The following is a 24,031-nucleotide window of genomic DNA, read 5'->3' as shown; positions in this document are numbered from 1 at the left end:
GAATGATATGGTAATACAGCATAATATAGCGGCAATGACAGGAAGCCGCGAGTTAAATATTGTTACTAATAATAAAGCTAAATCCGCGGAGAAACTTTCTTCCGGTTATCGTATAAATCGCGCAGCTGATGACGCAGCAGGTCTGGCCATCAGTGAGAAAATGCGCAGAGAAATTCGTGGCCTTTCTCAAGGCTCACGCAATATTCAGGAAGGCATAAGTCTATGCCAGGTTGCAGACGGTTATCTTGCCGAAGTTCATGACATGATCCAGCGTATCAATGAGCTGGCTGTTAAGGGTGCTAACGATACCCTGACCAGTAGTGATAGGAGCTTCATTAATGATGAAGTTCAAGCTATCAAGACTGAAATGAGTCGTATATTTGACACTGCAACATACAACGAGATCCCAATTTTTCATGTTCCATATATGCTGGAGGTTGAACCGGATCCTGAGCCTTATGACATCCAGCTCTTTTATTCAAGTAGTGGAGTTATAGGTGGTTTGGAGTTTAATAATATTAGATATAGTATTGAAGAGCTTAGAAACATTCCTGCAAGCCAGGGGCAAAGCATGAAACTGGATGCAAATGGTATTGCAACGGAAGATCAGGAAGTTACCTTTAAACTAAACTACGAAAGTGGAGAAGAGGTAAAATTAAAGCTTAAAAAGGGTCAATCCCTTGCAGAAGTTAAAAGAGAATACAACTGGAACGCGGACGATACAGGTATTTACGTTAATAATGTTTTGGCTGCGACATGGGCAGAACTAGGAATATCTAGTACTGATAATGCTGCAAGAAATGTAGCATTTACCCATAGAGGAATGAAAATCTCCTTTGATGTTGAAGAAGGCCATGGCATTAATGATATTAAAAATGGAATAAATGGTGATAGCTTTACCTCCGCCGCAACTTGGGATATTGGTGTTTCAGGAGCAACAGGAAGAGCTATAGCTCCTATTGTTGGGAATAGTACAACCCGCGTAGCGGTTACAAATTCCAATAAAGATGATATTAACGATAAATACTACATTTCAGCCACATCAGACGGCCTTGCAATTACCAAGACTGAAGCGGATGGCTCAAATTCCACTACAACTTCAAGAACAGCCTGGAATAATATTAGTTACAGCGGCAATCCTATAGTTGACTGGGGTGAAGATGTAGATAACAACGATAGTAGCCAGATTAGTTTTGACAATAATTCAACATATCATTATGTAAGCCCTGATTCAGGTGTACCGATTCAGTATTATTTCAAACTTGCAGATGCGGCAAGTAAGCCGGAGGTAATAAACATTCTTGATGGAACTGCAATTACAGGAAGTATTGTCTGTCCAACCAGCACAACATCAAGCAATTCAGCTTTGACCATATCTGATAAAAGAATCGACGGCAACAATGATGACGCATTTGCACTTCAGAATTCCTATGGCAGAAATTTTGATAGTAGCCAGAGTAGCGGCTCTACAGCACTTGGCGGAAATGTGACATGGAAGAAAATTATCGTAGGTGATGCCAGACAGAATGAGTACGATGATCCGGAAACAGGAAGGGTGGTTACCGGTTCTACGGATAATACTACAGATGTTGAGCGACTCTACAAAGTTGATCAAGGAGATGGAACCTATAAGTATTATAAGGTTACCGAAACTCAACATGATCAGAACTGGAACTATGCAAGGTACAAAACATATCATTGGGAAGAAAAATGTAAGCTTGAGTATTCAGGCCAGCTTGGCAGTGCAGTGATGGATTCCATTGAAGGTAATGAGATATCTTTCAATGTGTCAAGAACAGATACTACATCATATACAGGAAATGAAAAATACAACTATTATAGTAACATGTTAGAAATAACGGATTTGGATTCAGCTGGATTGGTAGATGGTGATTTTACCGAGAAAACATATAGCGAATTTGAAGTTGGAAGAAGATATAATACACAGGCTGAACGCTATTCTGCTGAGACAACCAGTACCGGTAGCAATGTGATTAGTAATGGCAGTAATAGCTATACTACGAGTGGTGAGTTTGTTAAAGACGGAGATAATTCAAGCGACTATGCATTTAAGTTTACGCACAGAATAACATATCAAGAATTATACAACATGATATCAGGATCAACGGGTTCTTCGAGCATTACTACTAAGTCATCGGGAGCAGCATATAGGAATTTTACACCAAATCAGCCTGTTGGAACGTTGTCAGAGCCGGATTTTCTCAGCATAACAGTAAACCCTCCCAAGAAGCACTGCATTATTCAGTGTGCGCCTGATGTTGAGGATCAGCATGAGATAAATATGGAGTGGAGCCCTCTCAATCTTTCCATAGCGGGTATTTCCGGAGCAGATTGCACCACAAAAGCTAGAAGTTTATCTACAATAACTCTGGCAAAAGAGTCACTTAATATTATTGCTGAAGAAAGAAGTACTTTTGGATCATATCAGAACAGGCTTGAGCATGCAGCGAGATATACAGATAATACGGTTGAGAATACTCAGGCTTCTGAAAGTAGAATTCGTGACACTGAGATGGCTCACGAATTGTCTTACTATAGCAATGCCCAGATAATTGCACAGGCTGGACAGATGATTCTTGCACAGGCAAACCAGACGACGCAAGGCGTTATGAATCTATTACAGTAGATTTATGAAAACTTTACTATTTTTTATTTTATGTTAATAGCAATAATAAACCAAAATGCTAAACTAATGAGACAGATAATCCGATATAACACATAGTAAACGACCGTTGATAGCACATCACTGTGATAGTCAAGAGAGAGGTGATGCCAATGTATCAGAATATTAGTAAGAGTACAAAACGGCCTAAAGATAATTGTTTAAAAAGGGAGGTGGGAGATCTTCCGCCATAAAGGTGGACAAGATAAGCAAATGGAAAAACATGAAACTACTAACCAATATGTGAGGATACCTTAATTTAGGAGGAATGAAGACCAATGTCTGATTCAAATCAGAAGAGTAATAAGGGGCTAATCATTATTTTGATACTATTATTTATTATAGTTATAGTATTAGTTGCTGTTATAGCGTTTTTGCTGGGACGCAATGGAAACAGCGGCAATGATGATTCGGCAGCCAGAGCTTCTGTGGCGACAAGACAGGTCGAAGAATCCGCCAGGGTTATACTTGATGAGGAAAGCGCAGACAAAGTAATGGAAGAGATGCGCAAGGAAGTAGCAGAGGGAATGTTCGAATGCCAGATGTCTATGACATGGACCTTTGACGATGGGAAGTCTGAATCAAGGGATGCGTATGTAGGCAATAGTGAGAATAATCAGTTTCCACTCTACTTTGATGTATATCTAGAGGACACCGGCGAACTATTGTATTCATCTCCGGTTCTGCCTGTAGGAACAAATCTGACAAATATAAAGTTGGATAAAGAACTTCCGGCGGGAAATCACAGAGCAAAAGTAATGTACACTATAATCAGAGATGAAACAACACAAGAAGTAGTCAGTCAGGCTGGATTTATTATTAAACTCAATGTCCTAAATTAAGATATTAAATAATTAAATATGATTATTTGTAACAAACTGAAAACCAAGGAGGGAATATTCAGATGAAATTTTCAAGGAAGATAATAGGATTTGCAGCAGCTTTAACATTATTCGCTACACAGTTTACACCAGTTATGGCTACAGAGGGTACTGGTACCGGTCAGATTTTGGAGTATGCAGTTGATACTGTATTGGTACCAACTACATTTAAATTTGCGATAAATCCACGTCAGTATCCGGTTACATACACATACACGCTGATTACAGCTGCTAGTAACGCAACAGCAAAGACATATTCACCTACAACAGTGTATTTTACTCCGGATACTACACCTGGTACTTTTAAGAAAGACACAACTATTGTAAGCCAGACAACATTAGATGATGCTATTACAGCTGGGACTGTTTATTTAGGCGAGACCTCGACTGATCAGGTTGTTTCTCTTGGCTATGGTATAGCTAGTAAGGCAACAGAGGCTAAGAATGTTAACATCAAATTAGAGGTACAGGCGTATACTCCTGCTCAGAATAAGACTGCAATAGAGTTCGTTTCAGATGTTGATTCTGCAACACTTAAGACTTCTGGCGGATCAGGAACTGCAGAAAATGGCGAGATGAAGATGTATATGGCTGTTGCGTCTACCAGTGCAACACCTACTGTTCAGTCATATAATCCTACATATGAAAAGAAGCCTTTGACATATGATTGGGCAGCGTATGATGCAGAAACAACTAAGCCTACGTTGTTTGTAAAAACAGGAACTGGTGATGCTGCAACGTATGCAAAGACATATGATAACACAACAACGATTGCGGAAGCTGATTATCCTACAAAATTAGCAGCAGGATTGTATACTGAGACAACAACTATCGGACCGGAAATCAGAACAAAGGATCTTGCTGATGTCACTTTCGCTAAAGCAGCTGTAGGCAATGCAGTTTTTGCAGATAATGGTGGTTCAAACAAGGCTGAGACCAAGATTGGCTATAAGCTTGATAAAGCAACATACACACCTAAGCCAGGAACATTTATTGGTTTTAGTACAACAGCAGCAAATTTAAGTGATAATCTTGAACTCACAACTCTTGGTGAAGTTACTGCTTTTACTCTTACAGGTGCTCTTAACAAAGGTGCTGACTGGTCAAAGGCAGATGCAACAAGCTTGAATATTATTGCTACATATGAAATTACAGCATCAGATGGTAGCGAGCAGCTTGTAAGCGGAACAAAGTTCCAGCTTGAGCCAAGTGAGAGGCCGAGTGTATCTGGTAGTTTAGCTATTTTGAAGAATGGTGAAAATGCTGTTTTAAGTGTTGATTTAGGAGTTGGATCTGCAGCAGCTACAGCTGTAACAGGCTTTGTAGTTAAGTCTACAAATAGAGATTGGCTTGCTGAAGGCGGTGTAACGTATAGCAACGGTGAGATTACTATTCCTGCTACATATGTTGAATATTTGATATCAACAGAAGCAGCAAGAGTTGTCACAATAGTGTTTAATGATCCTGCAAATACTTCTGTAGATGTTACTCTTGCTTTAAAACAGTAATTATTTAGATTGACATAAGATTTATTTTGTGAAAAAGGGCTGTCGCTAAGTGGCGACGGCCCCTTTTTAAATAGTAATTTTTGAATTAGGGTTGATAGTACATTTTACATGTCACATCAACTTTTTTTTGTTATTATATATATGGAGGAACGTATATATGAGCGATAAATTAAAAATTGTTTTGTGGGGCACAGGCCAATTATCTGAAGTGGCATATTTTTATATTAGCCGTGAAGCTAGATATGAAGTTATAGCATTTTGCATGGATTCAGAGTATATCAAATGTGAAGAATTTCATGGGTGTCCCGTTGTAGCGTTTGAAAAGTTAGAAGAGAAATATTTGCCAAGTGAATGTAAGCTTTTATTTTTAATAAGTTATAACGATATGAACAGATTAAGAGAAAAAAAATACCTAGACGCTAAGAGACGAGGGTATGATTTTATTTCTTATGTTAGTCCCAATTGTACATACTACGGATCCGAGATAGGCGAAAATGTCTTCATTTTTGAAAATAATGTTATTCAGCCTTTCTCTAAGATTGGGAATAATGTGATTCTGTGGAGTGGTAATCATATTGGGCATCATTCGTATATACAAGATAATTGCTTTATTGCGTCTCATGTAGTGGTGTCAGGAGCAGCAGTTATAGGAAATAATAGTTTTTTGGGAGTGAATAGTACTATACGAGATAATATAAGAATTGGATCATTTAATCTGATAGGCGCAGGGGCAACCATTCTTAAAGATACAAACGACTATGAAGTCTTCAAAGCTAATGGTGCGATTAAAGTTGATAAAAAAAGTACTGATATCAGCAAAATCTGATAATCACCAATGAGGGTTATTATGAAATGGAGAAAAAAAGGTATTATATTTGATCCACGGAATAGAAACGAGTGGATGAATGCTTATGCACAAATCCCATATCCGCTTGAACTAGATGATAGGATAAGAATATTTTTTGCTACTCGAGAAGCATATAAGAATGATTTATGTAGAAGTTTTGGAGCATATATTGATGTCGATAAAAATGATTTTTCAAATATTCTCAGTGTTTCTGATACACCGGCAATTTCGCCGGGAGGGATTGGAGAATTTGATGAATTTGGAACAATGCCAGCAAGTGTTGTTGAGATGGGCGATGAATTCTATATGTATTATTGTGGCTGGACGAGAATGGTAGGAGTTCCGCATAAGGAGGAAATAGGAATAGCATTTAGTACAGATGGGAAAAACTTTAAGAAAAGATGGAAAGGCCCAGTGCTAGGGGATGATTTATTTGAGCCATTTACTCAATCATATCCGATAGTTGTAAAATTCGATAATAAACTACACATGTTTTACCATTCTGGCCAAAGATGGATAGACGACGGAATAAGGAAAGAAGAACAATATGTAATTAGACATGCAGAATCTAAAGATGGTATATATTGGAAAAGAGATTATAAAGACTTGATTGAACCAAAACTTGAATTTGAAAGCCAGACGTCCCCTTCTGTTTTTTATAAGGATGGGGAATATCATATGTTCTTTTGTTATAGAAATAGTACCGACTTTAGAGATAATAAAGAACGAAGCTATAACATTGGTTATGCAGTGTCTAATGATTTACATACGTGGGAAAGAAAAGATGAAGAATGTGGAATAGCAACATCTGATAAAGGGTGGGACTCAGAGATGATTTGTTATCCATCTGTGAAGATGCTAAATGGAAAATACTATATGTTCTATTGTGGAAATCATTTTGGTAGAGATGGATTTGGATATGCAGTATTAGAAGGATGATGTACCAATGAAAAATGACGAATACTACAAAATAATAAATCATTATGAACAGTGTTATATAAAGAATGGAGATAACCACTTGGGCGTAGATTGGCCTAATGAATGTGATGCAGAAAAGCGCTATGGGGTAATGCTTGATGTTATACGATATGATAGTACTCCAGATATTGAAAAAACTAATATTTTGGACTTTGGCTGTGGACTAGGGCATCTGTATAACTATATTCAAAATCATGGAATTAATGTTCGTTATACAGGGTTGGATGTGTCTGAAATATTTGTGAAGAAGTGTTCAGAGAAATATCCGGAAGTGAATTTTATTTGTAGTGATATTTTGAAAGCTGATCTAAAGGGAAAATATGGATATATCATAATGAATGGCGTTTTTACCGAGAAAAGAGAATTATCTTATGAGAATATGAAAATATATTTTATGAATGTTATTACTAAGGTATTTGATCACTGCGAAAGAGGAATTGCTTTCAATGTGATGTCTAAAGATGTTGATTGGGAAAGAGAAGATCTTTTTCACGTTCCTTTAAATGAACTTAGCGCATTTTTGACAAAGAATATTTCAAGAAATTTCGTAATAAGAAATGATTATGGATTGTATGAGTATACTACTTATGTTTATAGATAATAAGGAGTAAGTATGAAAATAGCTGTTATGCAGCCGTATTTTTTCCCATATTTAGGATATTGGCAGTTGATTAACCATGTTGATTGCTTTGTCGTTTTTGATGATGTGAATTATATAAAGCGGGGATGGATTAATAGAAATAGGATATTATCTGAAAAGAAATCTTACATAAACCTGCCACTTTTGGCTGTTAGTCAAAATAAATTGATAAATGCTATAGAAATAAATCAAAAGGATCTTTTTTCTAGACGACTTTCTGCTATTATTCATGAAACTTATAGAAATGCTCCATTTTATGATGAGACTCATGTATTACTTGAAAAAAGTTTATATTTGGAAAAAAAGATTCTTTCATATTATTTATATGATCAGATTAAAATAATGTGCGTTGGATTAGGAATTGAAACAGAAATTGTTTTGTCTTCTGATATTCCCAAAAAAGAAGGGCTAAAAGGCCAAGATAAAATATTAGCTATATGCAAGAAATTAGGTGCGGATGAATATATTAATCCAATCGGCGGGATAGATTTATATAGTGGCAAATTTTTTGTTGACAATGGTGTTCAATTATGCTTTCTAAAATCCAAATTAACACCTTATGAGCAATTTGGCGGTGAATTCATTCCTGCACTTTCAATAATTGATGTATTGGCATTTAATGGAATAACTGGAACAAGAAAAATGTTGGATGATTATGAGATTATCAATTGTAATTCAATGTGGCAATCTTTAAAAAGTTGTTGAAAACACGCTATTGCGATAAAATAATAGTATGAAAAAAGATATCTATGTAACTAGATCTTCTATGCCAACTTACGAAGAGTACTGTGAAGCCATAAAGCCATTGTGGGAGTCACGATGGCTCACCAATATGGGACAGTATCATCAGGAACTGGAGCAGAAGTTAAAAGAATATCTTGAAGTTCCAGAAGTGTCGCTGACTGTTAATGGGCACATGGCGCTAGAACTTGCAATTCAGTCTTTTGGGTTTTCTGAAGGTTCTGAAGTGATTACTACGCCATTTACATTCATTTCCACAACCCATGCAATAGTAAGAAACAGACTGCAACCGGTCTTCTGTGATGTCAAAGAATCTGATGGAACAATTGATGAAACAAAAATAGAAGAGCTAATAACGCCTAAAACGGTAGCTATTCTTCCGGTTCATGTCTATGGCCATATATGTAATGTTGAGGCAATTCAACAGATAGCGGATAAATATGGCCTGAAAGTAATATATGATGCTGCTCATGCTTTTGGCGAAAAGTATAATGGAGTGGGTGTGGCCAATTTTGGCGATGCATCAATTTTTAGTTTTCATGCGACTAAGGTATTTAATACCATCGAAGGGGGCGCGGTCTGCTCCAAGAATCACGAAATATATGAAAAATTGTATAATCTGAAGAATTTTGGCATTAGAGGTGAGGAACTGGTGGCTTCTGTCGGCGCTAATGCTAAAATGAATGAGTTTTGTGCAATTATGGGGTTGCTAAATCTTAAGCATTTATCTGAGTCTATAACAGACAGAAAAAGGGTACATGAGGAATATTGTGGGGCATTGACGGGAGTCAACGGAATAAAGGTATTTGACATGGAAGATTGTAGTATAACGAGAAATTACGCATATTTTCCGATACTAATCGACGAAAACTATTCACTATCAAGAGACGAATTATATAATAAATTAGCAGAAAATGGGATACATGTGAGAAAGTATTTTTATCCGGCAACTGCAGATCAAGCTTGTTTTAAAAATTTGTATAAAAATGTAGAACTTAATTACGCTAGAGAATTGGTAAAAAAAGTATTGGTACTTCCCATTTATGAAGGTATGTCACAAGAAGATATTTCCAGAGTAATCGATACTATAATTCAATAAAGCAATAGGAGCATAAATGGTAAAGAAAACAAATAAAAAATACGAGCTTGCGTTTACAAATTTTGGTTATTCTCCGTTGGATGATTCGCTATATGGTTTTACAGATACAGGCTTTTTAATAAAGATTAATTGCGAGAACTATACAGTCAAGTATATTTCTCCTGAACGTTCAGGAGAACAGTATGATTTTATCGTGGCTGAACACTCAATAACAGTTGAGGGAAATATAGTGTTCTATGACAGTAGGGGAACAGACTTCTTAGTATATGACTTAAGGAAGAATGTGCTTAAGAAAAAAAATATACCCAATATAGTGCCGTCGCAATATGATGAACGATCCAATATTCTTTGTGTTTTACAGTGCAATGGGCACTTAATAGCACTAATTAGGAATTCCAGTGAAATTATTACAATTGATCGGAATACATTTGAGATAGTAGATAGGACTGAGCTGGACTTTTCTTTGAAAAACGCATTTGCAGCGACCAAAGGAAATAAAATATATGTTTTCTTTGACAATACTTCTGTTGTTAAGGAACTGGATCTAAGTGCGAATTCTATTTCTGAACTTGATAGCGGTTTTGTTTTCAATGATTTTCAATGTGTAAATGTTTTTGATGATTTTTTCTATTTACTCTCCAATACAGGAAAAGTTTGCGAAACAGATTTACAGAATAATACAAAGTTTTATGACATCGGAGGTCGCAAAAACGAGTTTTGTCTTGATGTAAAGGCCTGCAATAGAATATGGGTATTTCCATGGACTGGAGATGATATTTACTATATTGAAAATGGAAATATTCATTTATACCAGGAATATGATGATGATTTTGAATATGGTGCCAGCGAGAGGATGTTTTCTATAGGAGGTAAATACATAAATTATGTATATACAAATAGAGGCGTTTTTTTACCGGCTAGAGTTGGAAACAAGATTGCACTAATTGATGAGAATGGGGACTTAAAATGGAAAAAAATGATTATTCCTAATCGGATTTATAGGCTAAGAGCGGAAATGCAAAATAATGGCTATGTTAATGAAAAAGATTATGATCTGAAGCTATTGATTAAGCAGATTGATTCTAATGGAGTCATAGAGGATGTTAATTGACAAGAAAAAAGTAGTTCATATTGTCACACATGATAAATTCACGAAAGGATATATTATTTTTTTTAGAAGATTTTTTGCTGATTATGACAATATTTTTTTAGTTCATGAGTATTCTTGTTCAAAAGATGTTTCGTTATGGGACGAGAAGGACTTTAACTACAGTGATGTTATAAGCTATTCGAGATTTGGAGATTTAGTCAGGGATTTCAATATAGTGGGTGTTTTGGAAAAAGCTGATAGGATAATAGTTTCAGGCATATTTGGCTTTGAGGAGCGATTGTTTGAATTGCCCAAAAGTATAAAAAAGAAAATGTATTGGCAGTTTTGGGGAGGAGATTTGTTGAGATATGATGAAAGCAACATATCTCATGATGCAGATGGATTAGAAAAGAAAAAAAGGTTTGTGTCGTGTTTGGAAGAGATTAAAGCTTGTATCTTTCTGACACCATTAGAGTATAAGGAATATGTACGAATATTCGGAACGGAAAAGGAACATTATGTAGCTGCAATGCCATATGATCCTGAAGATTATTGTTGTGATTACACGTTATTCATTAGTAAAGAAAAAAACTCTGCTTTAAGAATAATAGTTGGAAACAGTGCTTCTTCAGAGAATGAACATGAGCGAGTTTTTGATTTGCTAAGCCCTTTCAATGATCAAGATATTTTAATAATATGTCCCTTGGTATACGGAGACGAAGAATATAAGGAAGACGTTATAGCTAAAGGGAAGAAGATTTTTGGAAATAAATTTTTGCCTGTCACCGAGTGGAGCAACCTTAAACAATACCATTATTTTTTGGGAACAATGGATATTGGAATATTTGCCATGAAAAGGCAACAAGCAATGGGGAATATTCTTGCATTATTAAAAATGGGGAAAAAAATTTACTTGGAAAAAGATGGACTGAATTATAGGCATTTCACAAAGAACTATGGATTTTATTGTTATGACATTGGTGAATTGGATGACATGCGTTTCGTTGACTTTGCTTATATCGATAAAGAAATAGCAAGGACAAATATGGAAATAGGGCTAAGAGACAACCCTATAGATAATATGGTAATGGAGTGGAAAAAGGTATTAAAGGACATGTAGTAAATACGATACTAAGGATATTGGTTTAAGGGCCGGGAATAGTCATTATGAAAATAGCCACTGTATTATTTACATTCAATAGACCAAAGCATACGCATGCTGTTTTGGAGGCGTTAAGAAAAAACAGCGAGTTGCCGGATAAACTGTTCGTGTTTCATGATGGTTATAAAGATGGCAAGAATCTATCGGAGTGGGATGAGGTAACAAAAGTCATCACTCAAATCGATTGGTGTGAACATGAGATAATTACGGCTACAAAGAATAAGGGGTTAGCAAATTCAATAATTGATGGCGTTAATCATGCGTTTAAAAGCTACGATGCAGTTATTGTACTGGAGGATGATTGTGTTCCGCATAGGTTGTTCATGGAATACATGATTTTGGCGTTAGAAAAATACAAAAATAACCCCAAGGTTTATTGCATAGGAGCTTCATCAGAACCTGTTATGGTTCCATCGAATGGCTGTGACGCTTACTTTATGGGAAGAATAAACTCATGCGGATGGGCCACGTGGAATGACAGATGGAAACATTTTTCCAGAGACTATCGCCTTATTGGAGATATCAAGAAAAATCCGGAACTAAAGGAATGGCTGGATATTTGGGGACAGGATATTGAACCTATGATAATCGGTGATGCTTTGGGAAATGTGGATACATGGGCTTCTTTTTGGGCGTTATCTGTAATAAAGAAAAAAGGGCTATGTTTGGCTCCGTATAAATCATTTATTGACAATATTGGATATGATGGCTCAGGTATTCATAGTGGCGGTGAAAAACCGGATTTTATATATGTTGATGAGAATAAGAAAGAAATAGTATTGCCAGATGAAGTGGAAATAATTGCGGATTACCAAAATGTGTTTGCTGATTATTATCCATGGACAGAGCCTTCTATTAGAGAATTGTACTATAAAAATGTGCTGTTAAAATGGCTCGATTTAGAGCAACAACACTATGACTATAAGAAATGGTTTGAGACTCATCGGATAAGTAAAGCTTGCATTTGGGGAATGGGAGCTATAGGTAACAAATTATTAAATTTGTTGGAGAATATTGTAGAAGTATTGGCTATCATTGAATCACATCCTAAAAGTGATGAAATAAAAGGAATGCGATGTGTTCATCCGGACAATATTCCGGAAAATGCTGATTGCATTATTGTTGTTCCTGGATATGACATGAAGCGAATAGCTAGGATGGTTGATGAAAAAACATCGAAAAAACTAATATCAATTGATGAATTCTTTGAGAGTATGGCTTAGTGAGAATAATTTATTTTCTTGATTACGGAAAATATTATGGAGGGGCAGTAAATACCCTTATACAGCAGGCATGCATCATGAGAGATGCAGGCCATAGTGTTGTTGTATTTTTTTCTGATTATCATGGAGACGGATTGGGACAACAAACTAAAGAAAAGTTGGATGAATACAGAATTATACCTAACCGAATGACTTATCAGGTGACCAATAATCCTGAAGATATAGATGTGATGTGCATCGATGAAAACTATGAAATGGATTATGAAATAATAAAGGGACTTAATGCTGATATTCTTCATTCAGTTCAACTTAATCCGTTGGTGGAACTAATTAGTCGCGAGCTTAATCTTCCACATATTATGAATATCTATCCATTTCTTGATGATTTTTTTAAAGTGCATTATTCAGATATTTTTCCAAAATACATGACATGTGATTCGAATTATTGGGGGGATAAATGGAAACAAAAAATTAATGTTGACTTCGTATGTATAAGAACAGCAGTAAAACATTGCGAATATGCTGGGCGAAGAATAAATCCAAATAACATTCGATGTATTATGGTTGGCGATATATACAAGGGAAAGAATCAGCTAAATGTTATAAAGGGATTTAGAGAAGCTGTGGATTCAGGGTTCGGTGGTATTTTGGAGCTATACGGTAATAATCTGAGTGATTATGCTAAAGAATGTAAAACATACGTAATTGATAATGATATGGAGAGCAGAGTTATTTTTCATGGCTTTGTTTCTGATATTGATAACGTATATAAGAACTCAGATGTACTAATATGTGGAAGCATCAGAGAATCTTATCCCAATGTTATTTCAGAAGCGCTATCTCATGGATTGTTGGTTGTTTCTACACCAGTTGCGGGCATTCCCGAAGTTGTTGTTGATGGTAAAAATGGGTTATTGACAGATGGATATGAGAAAGAGGACTTTGCAAAGGCACTTATTAAAGCTAAGGAATATGTAATAAACGGAAAAGTTGGCAAAATAGCGTTGGAAGCAGTCGAGACTGCAAAAGTAATCCATTCAAAAGAAAAGGTTTATGAAGGACTATTTGCACTATATAACAAAGCAACGAAAGAGAGTTTATGCTGTGATAGGCGATATTTAATAACTGATTTTCGAAAAGAGTTTTTTGAACTAATTAATTGCTATAAGAAGAAAGAAACGACTTTTTCTGATAAGGAATTGATTAGACTGAAACTATGGTATTTGCGCTACTGGAAAAAGGCAATTCTAGATTCTTTAGGAAAAGGAAAGCATTTTTATTTATGGGGCGCTGGTAATAATGCGAAAAAGGTCCTGGAGATAATTTCTGTTTTTTTGCCTGAAGTTAGACTTAAGGCTGTTATTGATAGTAATAAAAAAGGAATGTTTGAGAATTACCAAATAATATCACCCGAAGAGTATTGGCGCGATGTGGAAGGAGCAGCTATATTATCTCTTTATAATGGCCAAGCAGATGTGGTTGATCTATTTAAGGGTAGAGGGAAGCAATATGGAACGGATTACTTTATTTTAGGGCCGAGGGAGTGGTAAATAATTGAGCTTTAATGAGATATTAGATAATAATCAGAATTTTATAATATACGGTGCAGGTAATTATGGACGAAAATTATGCGATTTACTGATGACACTAGGGAAAACAGTCGATTGTTTTGTGGTATCTGATAATGCACAAGGGGGTCCTGATAAAGTATCTGGCATTAAAATATATCCATTTTTGGAGTGGATTTCAAAGGATAAGGCGCAGAAGAGAATCTTGCTTGTTGCTGTTAGCGAGTGCTTTAGAACTGAAATAGAGTCTACATTGGAAACGCAAGGAATGGACTACTATTACGTTGAAAACAGTGATTACCAGCTATTAACTAGGAAAGCGCATCCTGTTTCGAGCAATTCGTTTTTGCAGTCTACAGAGCCAGTTAGTGTTGAATTTGGATTTGACAGAGGCCTTCCTATAGATAGATATTACATTGAAAGTTTTCTTTCGGATAATGCATCGAGAATTAAAAATGTGAAAAGTGCTATTGAAGTAGGTGAAGACAAATATTTAAGTAGGTTCTTTGGGGGTGAAGACTGTCAAAGAGATATACTCGAGTATGATAAAGGAATGAATTTAACTGATTCAAAAACATTACCTTTTGAGAAATATGATGTTTTCATATGTACTCAGGTTTTTAATTTTATTTATGATGTTAAACAAGCAATAAAAGGCAGCTGGCAGTTACTTAAGCCTGGTGGGGTAATGCTTGCGACGGTTGCAGGAAACATAAGCCAGGTAAGCTGGATGGATATGGATGATTATGGGGACTATTGGAGGTTTACTTATAAAGCCGTTGAGAGGTTATTTCAAGAGAACTTTGAAGGGAATATCGAAGTAATCCCTTACGGCAATGTGGTAGCGGCTACAGCGTTTGTTCAGGGCTGTGCCATTGAAGATTTACCTGATATTAACGTATTAAATAGAGTTGATTCCGGATTTGCAATATGTATAGGTGTTGTTGCCAAGAAGAGGTGAAATTACTTGATGCTTTCCAATGATGTAATTGAGTATGTAAAGGGGCATGATGTAGTCTATTGTTATGGAGCGGGAAGATTCGGTAAGATAGCTCGTGTATTTCTTTCTGAAAATGGGTGTCCCATTGATGGTTTTGTCGTTTCTAAGATTGAAAATGGGCAAAGAGAATGTCTGGAATTGCCTATTTACGAGATTTCCGAGGCCGCGGAAAATATTAAAAGTGGTGCGGGAATAATAATATGTGTTAATCAGACTCTGGTCGATATTTTTGTGAACCATTTAAAGGAAATTGAAGCTAAGGATTATTTGATTGTTGATGAAAATGTCATAGCTCAAATGGACCAGATGAATAGTTATGATAAGGTTTTTCACCAAAAAGGCAGAACCAGAACTCTTTTATACCATAGGATACAGAAGCTAGAAAAAGATATTTGGGGGATCGCATGTTCACCACAAAGCTTTGAGCTACAGATGAAGATACTTAAGGAGCATTTTGAGGTTGTGCCAATAGACGATATTATTGTATGTACTGATAAGGATAGAATAATTATTTCTTTTGATGATGGATATAAAGATAATTATGAGAATGCTTTACCTATTTTAGAAAAGTATAATATTCCGGCAGTGATTTATGTGAGCACAGGAAATATTGGAAGTGATAAAGAATTTTGGTGGGATGAGATAGAAAGAATAATATGTAGTAATGAAAAATGTCCGGATAATATTTTGTTTATGGGGGATGAATATGCTTTAACCGATATGGGATTAAAAGTTGGCGCGTGCTATAAAATCAGGGAAAATTTGCTTCGGATGCTACCAGAAGAACGGGATGAACAACTAAGCATATTGCGTGAAATAACTCTTGATGATGGGGCAGGAAGAATGGATAACAAATCCATTTCAGCGAATGAGCTGAAAATGTTGGATAAAGCAGCTGTAATTACGATAGGTGGACACACAGTTTCTCATAGCAGACTTTCAGCTGAGCCTGAAGAAATGCAGCGATGGGAAATTGAGGAGTCAAAACATGTAATAGAGAACTATATTGGGCATGTAATAACTACCTTCTCTTTTCCATTTGGGGGAATAGAAGATTATGATGAAAAAACTATAAGCGTCGCTAGAGAAGCAGGGTATGAGATAATCGCAGCGGTTACAAGGAAGTACTATGATCCTAAAATGGATGAATATAACTTTGGACGGATATGTGTACAAAATATTGAGTCGGCCAGGGATTTTAAGCGCTTTTTGAGTTTAAATTAAAAAGTCTCAAAATGATCTGCTATTGAGGTTAAGATGAAGCATTCCATAATAACTGTAACATATAACTGTGCATCAACAATAGAAAGAACCATAAAATCGGTTCTTTCTCAGGAAGATTGTGCCTATGAGTATATAGTTATTGATGGGGCGTCTACGGATGGCACGGCGCAAATTATAGATAAATATAGAGATAAGCTCGCATACTATGTATCTGAACCGGATAGTGGAATGTATGAAGCTATGAATAAGGGACTAAGACACGTCACTGGTGATTTGGTCCTGTTTCTTAATGGGGATGATTATCTTGTTGATAATACAGCTCTTTCAAGGATGGTGAAGCACTATGTGGATGAGAATACTATTTTGATTGGAAGGCTTTATCAAGGTGAAAAGCTATCTCCTGATAATACACATACTGTTTTTAAATCAAAGTATTATGGTATTTTTTATCCTCATCAGGCAACTTTTGTGCCCAAAGCACTATATGATACAATTGGCGGCTTTGATGAAAGTTATAGAGTGTCGGCAGATTTTGAATGGATATGTCGTGCAATGCTAAATGGATATCCTATTGAATGGGTAGATGAGATTGTAAGTGTTTTTAGTGTCGGGGGATTGAGTTCGACAATTCAGTGCAAAATAGATGAATATAACATTTCAAACAAGTATATGACTCTTTCAAAAGATCCGTACATGGATGATATGGTCGTGCAAACGGTAGACAAAGCGCGGAGTTTCTTTTTCAGAAAAATGCTTGTTGATGAAAAGTGTATCATAGCATTTCAGAAATTATTTGAAAATGAAGGGATTATTGGTCCTGTGCAGCTCTGGGGGGCAGGTGCGTGGGCGTCATATTATCTAAATATACTTAGAAAATGCAATATTAGCGTAGACTATATTTTTGATTCAGATAAGAGCAAGCGGGAATTTGATGGGATTTCGATAATGCCTTTTGATAAAGATAGGGCTACTTATGTGATTGTCTCTACTGAGAATTATGATGATGAAGTAGCAGAGCAATTGAGGGTATATGGTTTAGAAGAAAAGAAAGATTTCTTAAAATTTCACACTTTTAGGGATAATATTCTTACACAATTTGATAGAGAAGATGAAGAATACATTAGCTTTATAAGCCAAACAGGGCTTAATGTTTAAAAATAATTTTTGAACTAATAAGGCAAAGAGTGGTGACGCAATGATTATAAAAAAATGCGGAGTTAGAGACTTTTCTGCGGCTTTAGGTAATAGGAAGATTGTTGCTTTTGGAGCTTCAATTTTGATGCAAGTTATTTCGGATAATTATAAAGAGCTTGGATTAGAAGAAAAAGTAAGCTATATCATTGATAATGATCCAAATAAAAATGGCACAAAGTACCAGCTTGGTCAGAGCATGAAAGACATTCATTCTCCTGATTATTTGCTTAATGATAATTTAGAAAACATAGCAATTTTACTTGCGTCAGATGCCTATGCTTATGAAATGTATAGGCAGCTTGAGGATAAGAAAGAGCTTGAGAATGTTCCATGTTTTTGCCTTTCAACTATGCTTATGAGTAATGTTGATGACACCTGTGAACATATGGATATTCCTTCAACTCAGAATATTCCCAAAATCATACACTGCTTCTGGTTTAGTGGTGATGAAAAGGATGATCTTTCCAAGAGGTGCATGGAGAGTTGGAGAAAGTATTGTCCTGACTATGAGATAAAAGAGTGGAATACAACTAATTATGACGTGACTAAGAATCCGTATATGTATGAAGCATTTAAGGCGAGAAAATGGGCATATGTCACGGACTATGCAAGACTTGACATGGTACATGAGTACGGAGGCTTTTATTTCGATTTGGACCTTGAGCTTGTTAAGAGTATTGATCCTTTGCTTGGAGCTTCATTCGTGGCTGGCTTTGGACCTATTAGAGATGTGGAATTGGCAGCGTTCGGAGCAGAGAAGGGGTTTGCAGTTGTAGCCAAGTTTTTGAAAGGTTACGAGGACAGAGTATTTGATCCTGGGCAAAAGCTTACACTTAAGGATGTTCAGCCTCTCTATATTGGAAAAATCATGGAGAGAATGGGCTTTGAAATCAATGGCAAGTATCAGAACAGGGAAGGAGTAGTTCTTTTGCCAAGGGATTCGTTTTCTCCAAGAAATTGGTTTACCGGAGAAGTGAGTGTAGAACAAACATCCTATGGAATCCATCACTGTGCAGGAGGATGGGCTTCAAGGGAAGAAAACAAGAAAAAGCAGCAAAACATGATGTCAGCTAGAGAGATTTTTACTTAAAGGTAAATATGATGAAAAATGAGAAATTGCTGGAAAATACCTTGAACAAGAATAATAGCTATGTAATTTGGGGGTGCGGTTACAGCGGTAAAGGCATAGCTAACATATTGACAGACCTTGGATATCATGTGGCTTGTTTTATCGATATTGATGAGGATAAAAACGGGAAGCTATATAATGACATCCCTACAGTTACACCGGATTGTTTTGCGGAATTAGAATGCGGGGAATGTACGATTATCATCGGGGTAGAGAGTTTAAAGGATGAGACCGATATTTTAGCTTTCATTCAGCAGATAAATAATCGAGGACAGGAGTGCATTAAGAATTTACTAAGATATACGGAAATAAAAAACTGTTTATGCATGGAATGTACTGACTTCTATAGGGAGAAAAGAATATACAGATGGGAGATTGATTTTGATGAGAGCTTAAGAAACTGGGTCGGTAATATAGATTCGGAAATTGATTATTGGAAAGGGGTCTGCTATAACCATGGGCCAGCCCATGATGAGTATGTTTCCAGAATCAAAAATGAGAGTTTTTCCGGAATGTATAAAAACACAGTAGATATTGAAGATAGATTGTCAAAAGGGGATATTGTTGTAGATCTGGGCTGTGGACTGACTTCTATGTACGGTAAGCTTGCAAAAAATGGTGAAATAAAGCTCATTTCGATGGACCCGCTGGCTGCTTATTACAATAAGCTTAATAAGGTTTTTTCAGCGAAAGAAAATGTTAGTATTGATAAGTGCCGCTATGGTTTATTTGAGTTTTTGGATTGTTTTCTTCCTGATAATTATGCGGATTGTATTATTATTAATAACGCATTGGATCATTGCATAGATCCTTTTAGAGCTATTTGCAAGTGCCTGAAAGTGTTGAAAGTCGGCGCTGTTCTCCATATGAGACATCGTCAGTCTGAAGCTGTATACGAGGGCTGGATTGGACTTCATAGATGGAACATTGATTACGAGAATGATGATCTAGTAATTTGGAATAAAGAAAATGCCATAAATGTATCAGATGAGATAAGATCTTTTGCCAAGACTGTAGTGACTAGTCCGGCAGATGATATAAATGCGGGTAACAAATATATAACAGTAGACATAATTAAGACGTGCGATATTGAAGAGAATATCAAGGAATATAGCAAGGAAAAAGCTGAATTGGCTCTACTATCTGAACTGTTGCTGGAAAAGGATGCGGAGCTAAGGCTCAACGGTTCTATGTGAAAGGAAGTATATGGCTACTTCTAAATATCTGATTTTTGGTGCCGGCTTCTATGGCGAAAATGCTTTAATTCAATATGGTTCTGACAATGTGGATTTTTTTATTGATAATGACAGTAAGAAAATCGGCACTACATATCATGGAAAAGAGATTGTTTCTCCGGCAAAGGCAGCAGAACTGTGTAAAGATGGTAATTATACAGTTATTATTGCTAGCCTTTATGCTGAGAGCATGGCTGCGCAGCTGGAGGAACTTGGGGTAAAAGATTATTCTTTTTACCTAAGCCCTGTTCATGGGATGTATGAGACTGATGAGCTTATTGTAAATCCATATTTGCAACAGAAAGAGGCAAAGTCTGAAGAAGAGTGGTCTGATTCTCAGAAACTCGAGTTTTCCAGAGAAGAAGTTAATAAGGCGGTAGAAAGGCTATACAAGAATCTGCCTTTGTTTAATCATGTGGAGATAGAGACTATCAACAGATGTAATGGTATATGTAGTTTTTGCCCTGTTAATAGGAATTCGGATCCACGAGAAAAAGCAGTTATGTCTGAAGAATTGTTCAAGGATATTATTAGGCAATTGGAGGAACTGCAGTATTCAGGCAGGATTACTACTTTTTCGAATAATGAGCCGCTACTTGATGATAGAATAATTGATTTTAACAGGTATGTCAGGGAGCATTTGCCAAAGGCCAGAATTCACATGTATACCAATGGGACGCTTTTTACTTTGGATAAATTCAAGACTTTGGTTGAAGTGCTGGATGAATTGATAATCGATAATTACAATCAGGAGCTTCAGCTGATAACACCGGTAAAAGAGATTGTTGAATATTGTGAGACTCATCCTGAACTTGAACTTAATAAGAAAGTGACTATCGTACTTAGAAAACCCCAGGAGATACTTACATCCCGTGGCGGTGATGCGCCTAACAGAAAGGATTTAAGGGAATATCCGGATGATAGATGTCTTTTACCATTCAAGCAGATGATAATAAGGCCAACAGGTCAGGTATCTCTTTGTTGCAATGATGCCCTTGGTAAGTGGACATTGGGAGATTTAACCAAGGAATCTATTACGGACGTCTGGTATGGAACTAAGTTTACAAAGGTCAGGGAAGCTTTGTACAAGGGGAGAAAGTTCTGCGGCAATTGTAAGTACTGTGACACGTTTACGATGGGGTAAAAAATATGCTGATTACAGTTATAGTCCCTATATATAACGCAAGTACATATCTTGAAGAGTGCCTGGAATCTATAGTTAATCAGGATTATAAGGATTTGGAGATTATTCTGGTTAATGATGGTTCAACTGATGGAAGTTTGGCTATATGTGAAAAGTATGCATTGGGTGATGAGCGGATTAAGGTAATCAATCAGGAAAACAAAGGACTTGTCCGTTCCCGTAAGGTTGGGATTAGTTCTGCATCAGGGGAGTATATTTCTTTTGTTGATGCGGATGATTACATTGATCAGAATATGTATTCTGAGCTTGCAAAGTATGTAAGCTGGAGAGATTGCGAGACTAAAGGTGATTGGTCGAATGATTTGGATATAGCAAATGCTCCGGAGATTATTAGCTTTGGTCATGTGGAGGAATATGCAGATCACAGTGTCACCAGAACGGATGGTTTTGATCCGGGAAGGTACGATAAAGCCCGAATAACTTCCGAAGTGATTCCGCAAATGCTTAGCAAAGGGGGATTTTTCAGCTTCGGCATGCTTCCGAATATTTGGTGCAAGTTAATAAAAAGGTCTTTTCTTGAGCCTTGTGACCTGCAGGTTTCCGACATAGTAAGAATCGGCGAAGATGCAGATATGTTTTTCCAGTTGCTTCCCCAGGCAAATAGTTTGCAGATAGTTGATTTCTGCCCATATCACTATCGAAAGCTGGATTCTTCTATGATGCAGACAGAAACCAATCTTGAGGCGATTGAGGCACTTTACAAGGATTTATATAGTTCTTTTACCAGATTGAACATATTGGATGTGATGGAGAAGCAGTTTGCGGAGTATATGGCGTTTATAAGGCTTTTGAAGGCGCCGGAAACTGTGGAGGAAGTTGAGTCGGTATTTGGAACCGGTAAGCGTATTGCACTGTATGGCGCAGGAGGCTTTGGAAAGGCACTGTACAGCAGATTCAAGGATAGTATCACTTTATGGGTTGATGCTGCATATGACAGATATAGTGCCAGCGGACTCGAGGTTTGTCCGGTTGATAAGCTTGTGGAATGTCAGGATGAATACGACCTTGTCTATATAGCTATTTTGAAAACGGATATATGCAAATCGGTGATGGAAGATTTGCGTGGCAGAGGAGTCAGTAAGATCATTAGGTATTACGGATTGGATTTATGAAGATAAAAAACGTTCCTTTTGAGGACTTTGTTTCCGATATCAGACAGTTTAATAAAAGAATTGTTGTCTTTGGAGCGGGCGTGATTGGGACTGTGACGGTTCCGAATGTTCTGAGGCAGTACGGAGAATTAGAGAGACTATTTTGCTACATCGACAATGATGTTAATAATCAGGGGACTGCTGCGCCTATTGAGGGCATAAGTGTCCCTGTTTTTGGTGCCAAGTATCTTGAGAGCCTTAATCCTTCTGAGTATGTACTGGTGCTGGCTATCAGCAGATTTATGGAAGTGCTGGAACAGCTTGAAAGTTACGAGTGGACTAAGGAATGGGAGTGCTACCTTGCGCCTTCCATGTCCATTGAAAGCTTTGCAGGCACCGGCGGAAAAGGAGCTGTTAAGGATTTTGATCATCCGGTTATTCCAAAGAAAATCCATTATATGTGGCTTGGAGGAAAGCCTATTCCGTCATTCCTTGAAAAGTGCATGGAGAGCTGGAAAAAGTTCTGCCCTGACTATGAGATCATCAGATGGGATGAGAGTAACTATGACCTAAATAAAAATCTTTATATGCGACAGGCCTATGACAATGGGGCGTACGGATTTGTGCCGGATTATGGCCGCATTGACATTTTGCTTGAGCACGGCGGGATTTATCTGGATACGGATGTGGAACTTATCAGGCCCATAGATGATTTGCTGTATCAGGAGGCTTTCTGCGGCGTTGAGAAGTGGCAGACTATTAACCTTGGAGGAATGAGCGGAAGTATTCCGGGCCAGGCGGGGATGAAAGCTCTTTTGACTAATAGGGAAGATTTGGTATTTGTAGATGCTGATGGAAAGCTTAACAAAAGAACTTGTGGCTTCTATGATACCAAAGCTCTGATTGCCCATGGCTACAAGCTAAATGGGCAGATTCAGAAGATTCTGGGTATGAATGTCTATACCAGTGACTTCTTTCACCCTTATGATTACATGTCAGGAAGACTTGAGCAGACTTCAGATACTTATTCTATTCACCACTTTAACGGCGGCTGGCTCACAGAGGAGATGCGTAGGCAAAATGAGCTCATTAGGAAGAAGTATGATGAGCTTTTGCAGCATTAAGAATTCTGATGCGCGATATATAGTCAAATTCTTGCGATTTTCTTAAGGCTTTCTTAAGATTTCTTTAAGATTGCCCCAAACCTATTTACAGAAAACAAACCTTTTGCTAATCTGTCAAAGGTGCGTTTGAGAATGTAAACAAAAGCCAATGCTGATGAGGACCTGGCGGTCACATCAATGGCTTTGCGTGATACATAAACTTCAAAAACTCTGCTCCATTCGGAGCTACCGGTTATGCAGACAGCGCGTCTAATGCGCTGCACTTCCTTGAACAAGAATTCTGGCATGACTGGTGTCTTTCAAACACTTTACCTATAGGGATTATCCTTTAGACTCCGTGCACATTTGTCTGTGCTTTCTTTAGTGCGCCCATTTTCGCGTGGATAGCGCATGTCTTTGATCCCTATAGG

The 24,031-nt window shown here is 37.0% G+C and carries 20 protein-coding genes; all 20 read left to right on the top strand.

Annotated features, from left to right (window positions below):
- Positions 1–7 precede the first annotated feature (7 nt).
- The 20 genes from G613_RS19865 (at position 8) to G613_RS18620 (ending at position 23,621) form a co-directional block, all read left to right on the top strand.
- Positions 8–2,647, top strand: coding sequence for a flagellin N-terminal helical domain-containing protein (locus G613_RS19865; protein ID WP_029232411.1), 2,640 nt, complete (start codon positions 8–10; stop codon positions 2,645–2,647).
- Positions 2,648–2,961: 314 nt separating this feature from the next.
- Entirely contained in the window at positions 2,962–3,525 is a 564-nt protein-coding gene (locus G613_RS0109335) for a hypothetical protein (protein ID WP_029232410.1), read from the top strand.
- A 62-nt stretch (positions 3,526–3,587) separates the two neighbouring features.
- Complete coding sequence (locus G613_RS0109330) at positions 3,588–5,072, top strand: hypothetical protein (RefSeq protein ID WP_029232409.1); 1,485 nt, start codon at positions 3,588–3,590, stop codon at positions 5,070–5,072.
- 157 nt (positions 5,073–5,229) lie between these two features.
- Entirely contained in the window at positions 5,230–5,898 is a 669-nt protein-coding gene (locus G613_RS0109325) for an acetyltransferase (RefSeq protein ID WP_029232408.1), read from the top strand.
- Positions 5,899–5,919: 21 nt separating this feature from the next.
- Positions 5,920–6,858: a hypothetical protein gene (locus G613_RS0109320; protein ID WP_051151057.1), complete on the top strand. Its 939-nt coding sequence runs from the start codon at positions 5,920–5,922 to the stop codon at positions 6,856–6,858.
- Between the two features lie 7 nt (positions 6,859–6,865).
- Positions 6,866–7,498: a class I SAM-dependent methyltransferase gene (locus tag G613_RS0109315; protein ID WP_029232406.1), complete on the top strand. Its 633-nt coding sequence runs from the start codon at positions 6,866–6,868 to the stop codon at positions 7,496–7,498.
- 12 nt (positions 7,499–7,510) lie between these two features.
- Entirely contained in the window at positions 7,511–8,242 is a 732-nt protein-coding gene (locus G613_RS0109310) for a WbqC family protein (RefSeq protein ID WP_029232405.1), read from the top strand.
- A gap of 28 nt (positions 8,243–8,270) precedes the next feature.
- Complete coding sequence (locus G613_RS0109305; RefSeq protein ID WP_029232404.1) at positions 8,271–9,377, top strand: DegT/DnrJ/EryC1/StrS family aminotransferase; 1,107 nt, start codon at positions 8,271–8,273, stop codon at positions 9,375–9,377.
- 16 nt (positions 9,378–9,393) lie between these two features.
- Complete coding sequence (locus G613_RS0109300; protein WP_029232403.1) at positions 9,394–10,488, top strand: hypothetical protein; 1,095 nt, start codon at positions 9,394–9,396, stop codon at positions 10,486–10,488.
- Complete coding sequence (locus G613_RS0109295) at positions 10,478–11,587, top strand: TDP-N-acetylfucosamine:lipid II N-acetylfucosaminyltransferase (protein WP_029232402.1); 1,110 nt, start codon at positions 10,478–10,480, stop codon at positions 11,585–11,587. Before G613_RS0109300 ends, G613_RS0109295 begins: the two co-directional genes overlap by 11 nt.
- Before the next feature lie 47 nt (positions 11,588–11,634).
- Positions 11,635–12,852: a glycosyltransferase family 2 protein gene (locus tag G613_RS0109290; RefSeq protein ID WP_029232401.1), complete on the top strand. Its 1,218-nt coding sequence runs from the start codon at positions 11,635–11,637 to the stop codon at positions 12,850–12,852.
- Positions 12,852–14,402 carry a glycosyltransferase family 4 protein gene (locus G613_RS0109285; protein WP_029232400.1) on the top strand — a complete coding sequence of 517 codons (1,551 nt, stop codon included), beginning with the start codon at positions 12,852–12,854 and terminating at the stop codon, positions 14,400–14,402. Before G613_RS0109290 ends, G613_RS0109285 begins: the two co-directional genes overlap by 1 nt.
- 4 nt (positions 14,403–14,406) lie before the next feature.
- Entirely contained in the window at positions 14,407–15,381 is a 975-nt protein-coding gene (locus G613_RS18635; protein ID WP_029232399.1) for a methyltransferase domain-containing protein, read from the top strand.
- Between the two features lie 9 nt (positions 15,382–15,390).
- Complete coding sequence (locus G613_RS0109275) at positions 15,391–16,644, top strand: polysaccharide deacetylase family protein (RefSeq protein ID WP_029232398.1); 1,254 nt, start codon at positions 15,391–15,393, stop codon at positions 16,642–16,644.
- 33 nt (positions 16,645–16,677) lie between these two features.
- Positions 16,678–17,799: a glycosyltransferase family 2 protein gene (locus tag G613_RS0109270; protein ID WP_029232397.1), complete on the top strand. Its 1,122-nt coding sequence runs from the start codon at positions 16,678–16,680 to the stop codon at positions 17,797–17,799.
- A gap of 40 nt (positions 17,800–17,839) precedes the next feature.
- Entirely contained in the window at positions 17,840–18,928 is a 1,089-nt protein-coding gene (locus G613_RS18630) for a glycosyltransferase family 32 protein (protein WP_051151056.1), read from the top strand.
- A gap of 41 nt (positions 18,929–18,969) precedes the next feature.
- On the top strand, positions 18,970–20,163 hold the full coding sequence (locus G613_RS0109260) for a methyltransferase domain-containing protein (protein ID WP_196805051.1): 1,194 nt from the start codon (positions 18,970–18,972) through the stop codon (positions 20,161–20,163).
- Between the two features lie 10 nt (positions 20,164–20,173).
- The gene (locus tag G613_RS0109255; protein ID WP_029674766.1) at positions 20,174–21,346 is read left to right on the top strand and encodes a radical SAM protein; all 1,173 of its coding nucleotides are present in this window, start codon (positions 20,174–20,176) and stop codon (positions 21,344–21,346) included.
- Between the two features lie 5 nt (positions 21,347–21,351).
- The gene (locus G613_RS18625) at positions 21,352–22,518 is read left to right on the top strand and encodes a glycosyltransferase family 2 protein (RefSeq protein ID WP_029232393.1); all 1,167 of its coding nucleotides are present in this window, start codon (positions 21,352–21,354) and stop codon (positions 22,516–22,518) included.
- Positions 22,515–23,621 carry a glycosyltransferase family 32 protein gene (locus G613_RS18620; RefSeq protein ID WP_029232392.1) on the top strand — a complete coding sequence of 369 codons (1,107 nt, stop codon included), beginning with the start codon at positions 22,515–22,517 and terminating at the stop codon, positions 23,619–23,621. The genes G613_RS18625 and G613_RS18620 overlap by 4 nt, the downstream gene beginning before the upstream one ends.
- Positions 23,622–24,031: the final 410 nt, after the last annotated feature.

The organism is Butyrivibrio sp. VCB2006 (assembly GCF_000420945.1).
GTDB lineage: Bacteria > Bacillota > Clostridia > Lachnospirales > Lachnospiraceae > Butyrivibrio.
Note: the sequence above shows the minus strand (reverse complement) of the source record. Positions and strands in the feature narration are given on the sequence as shown.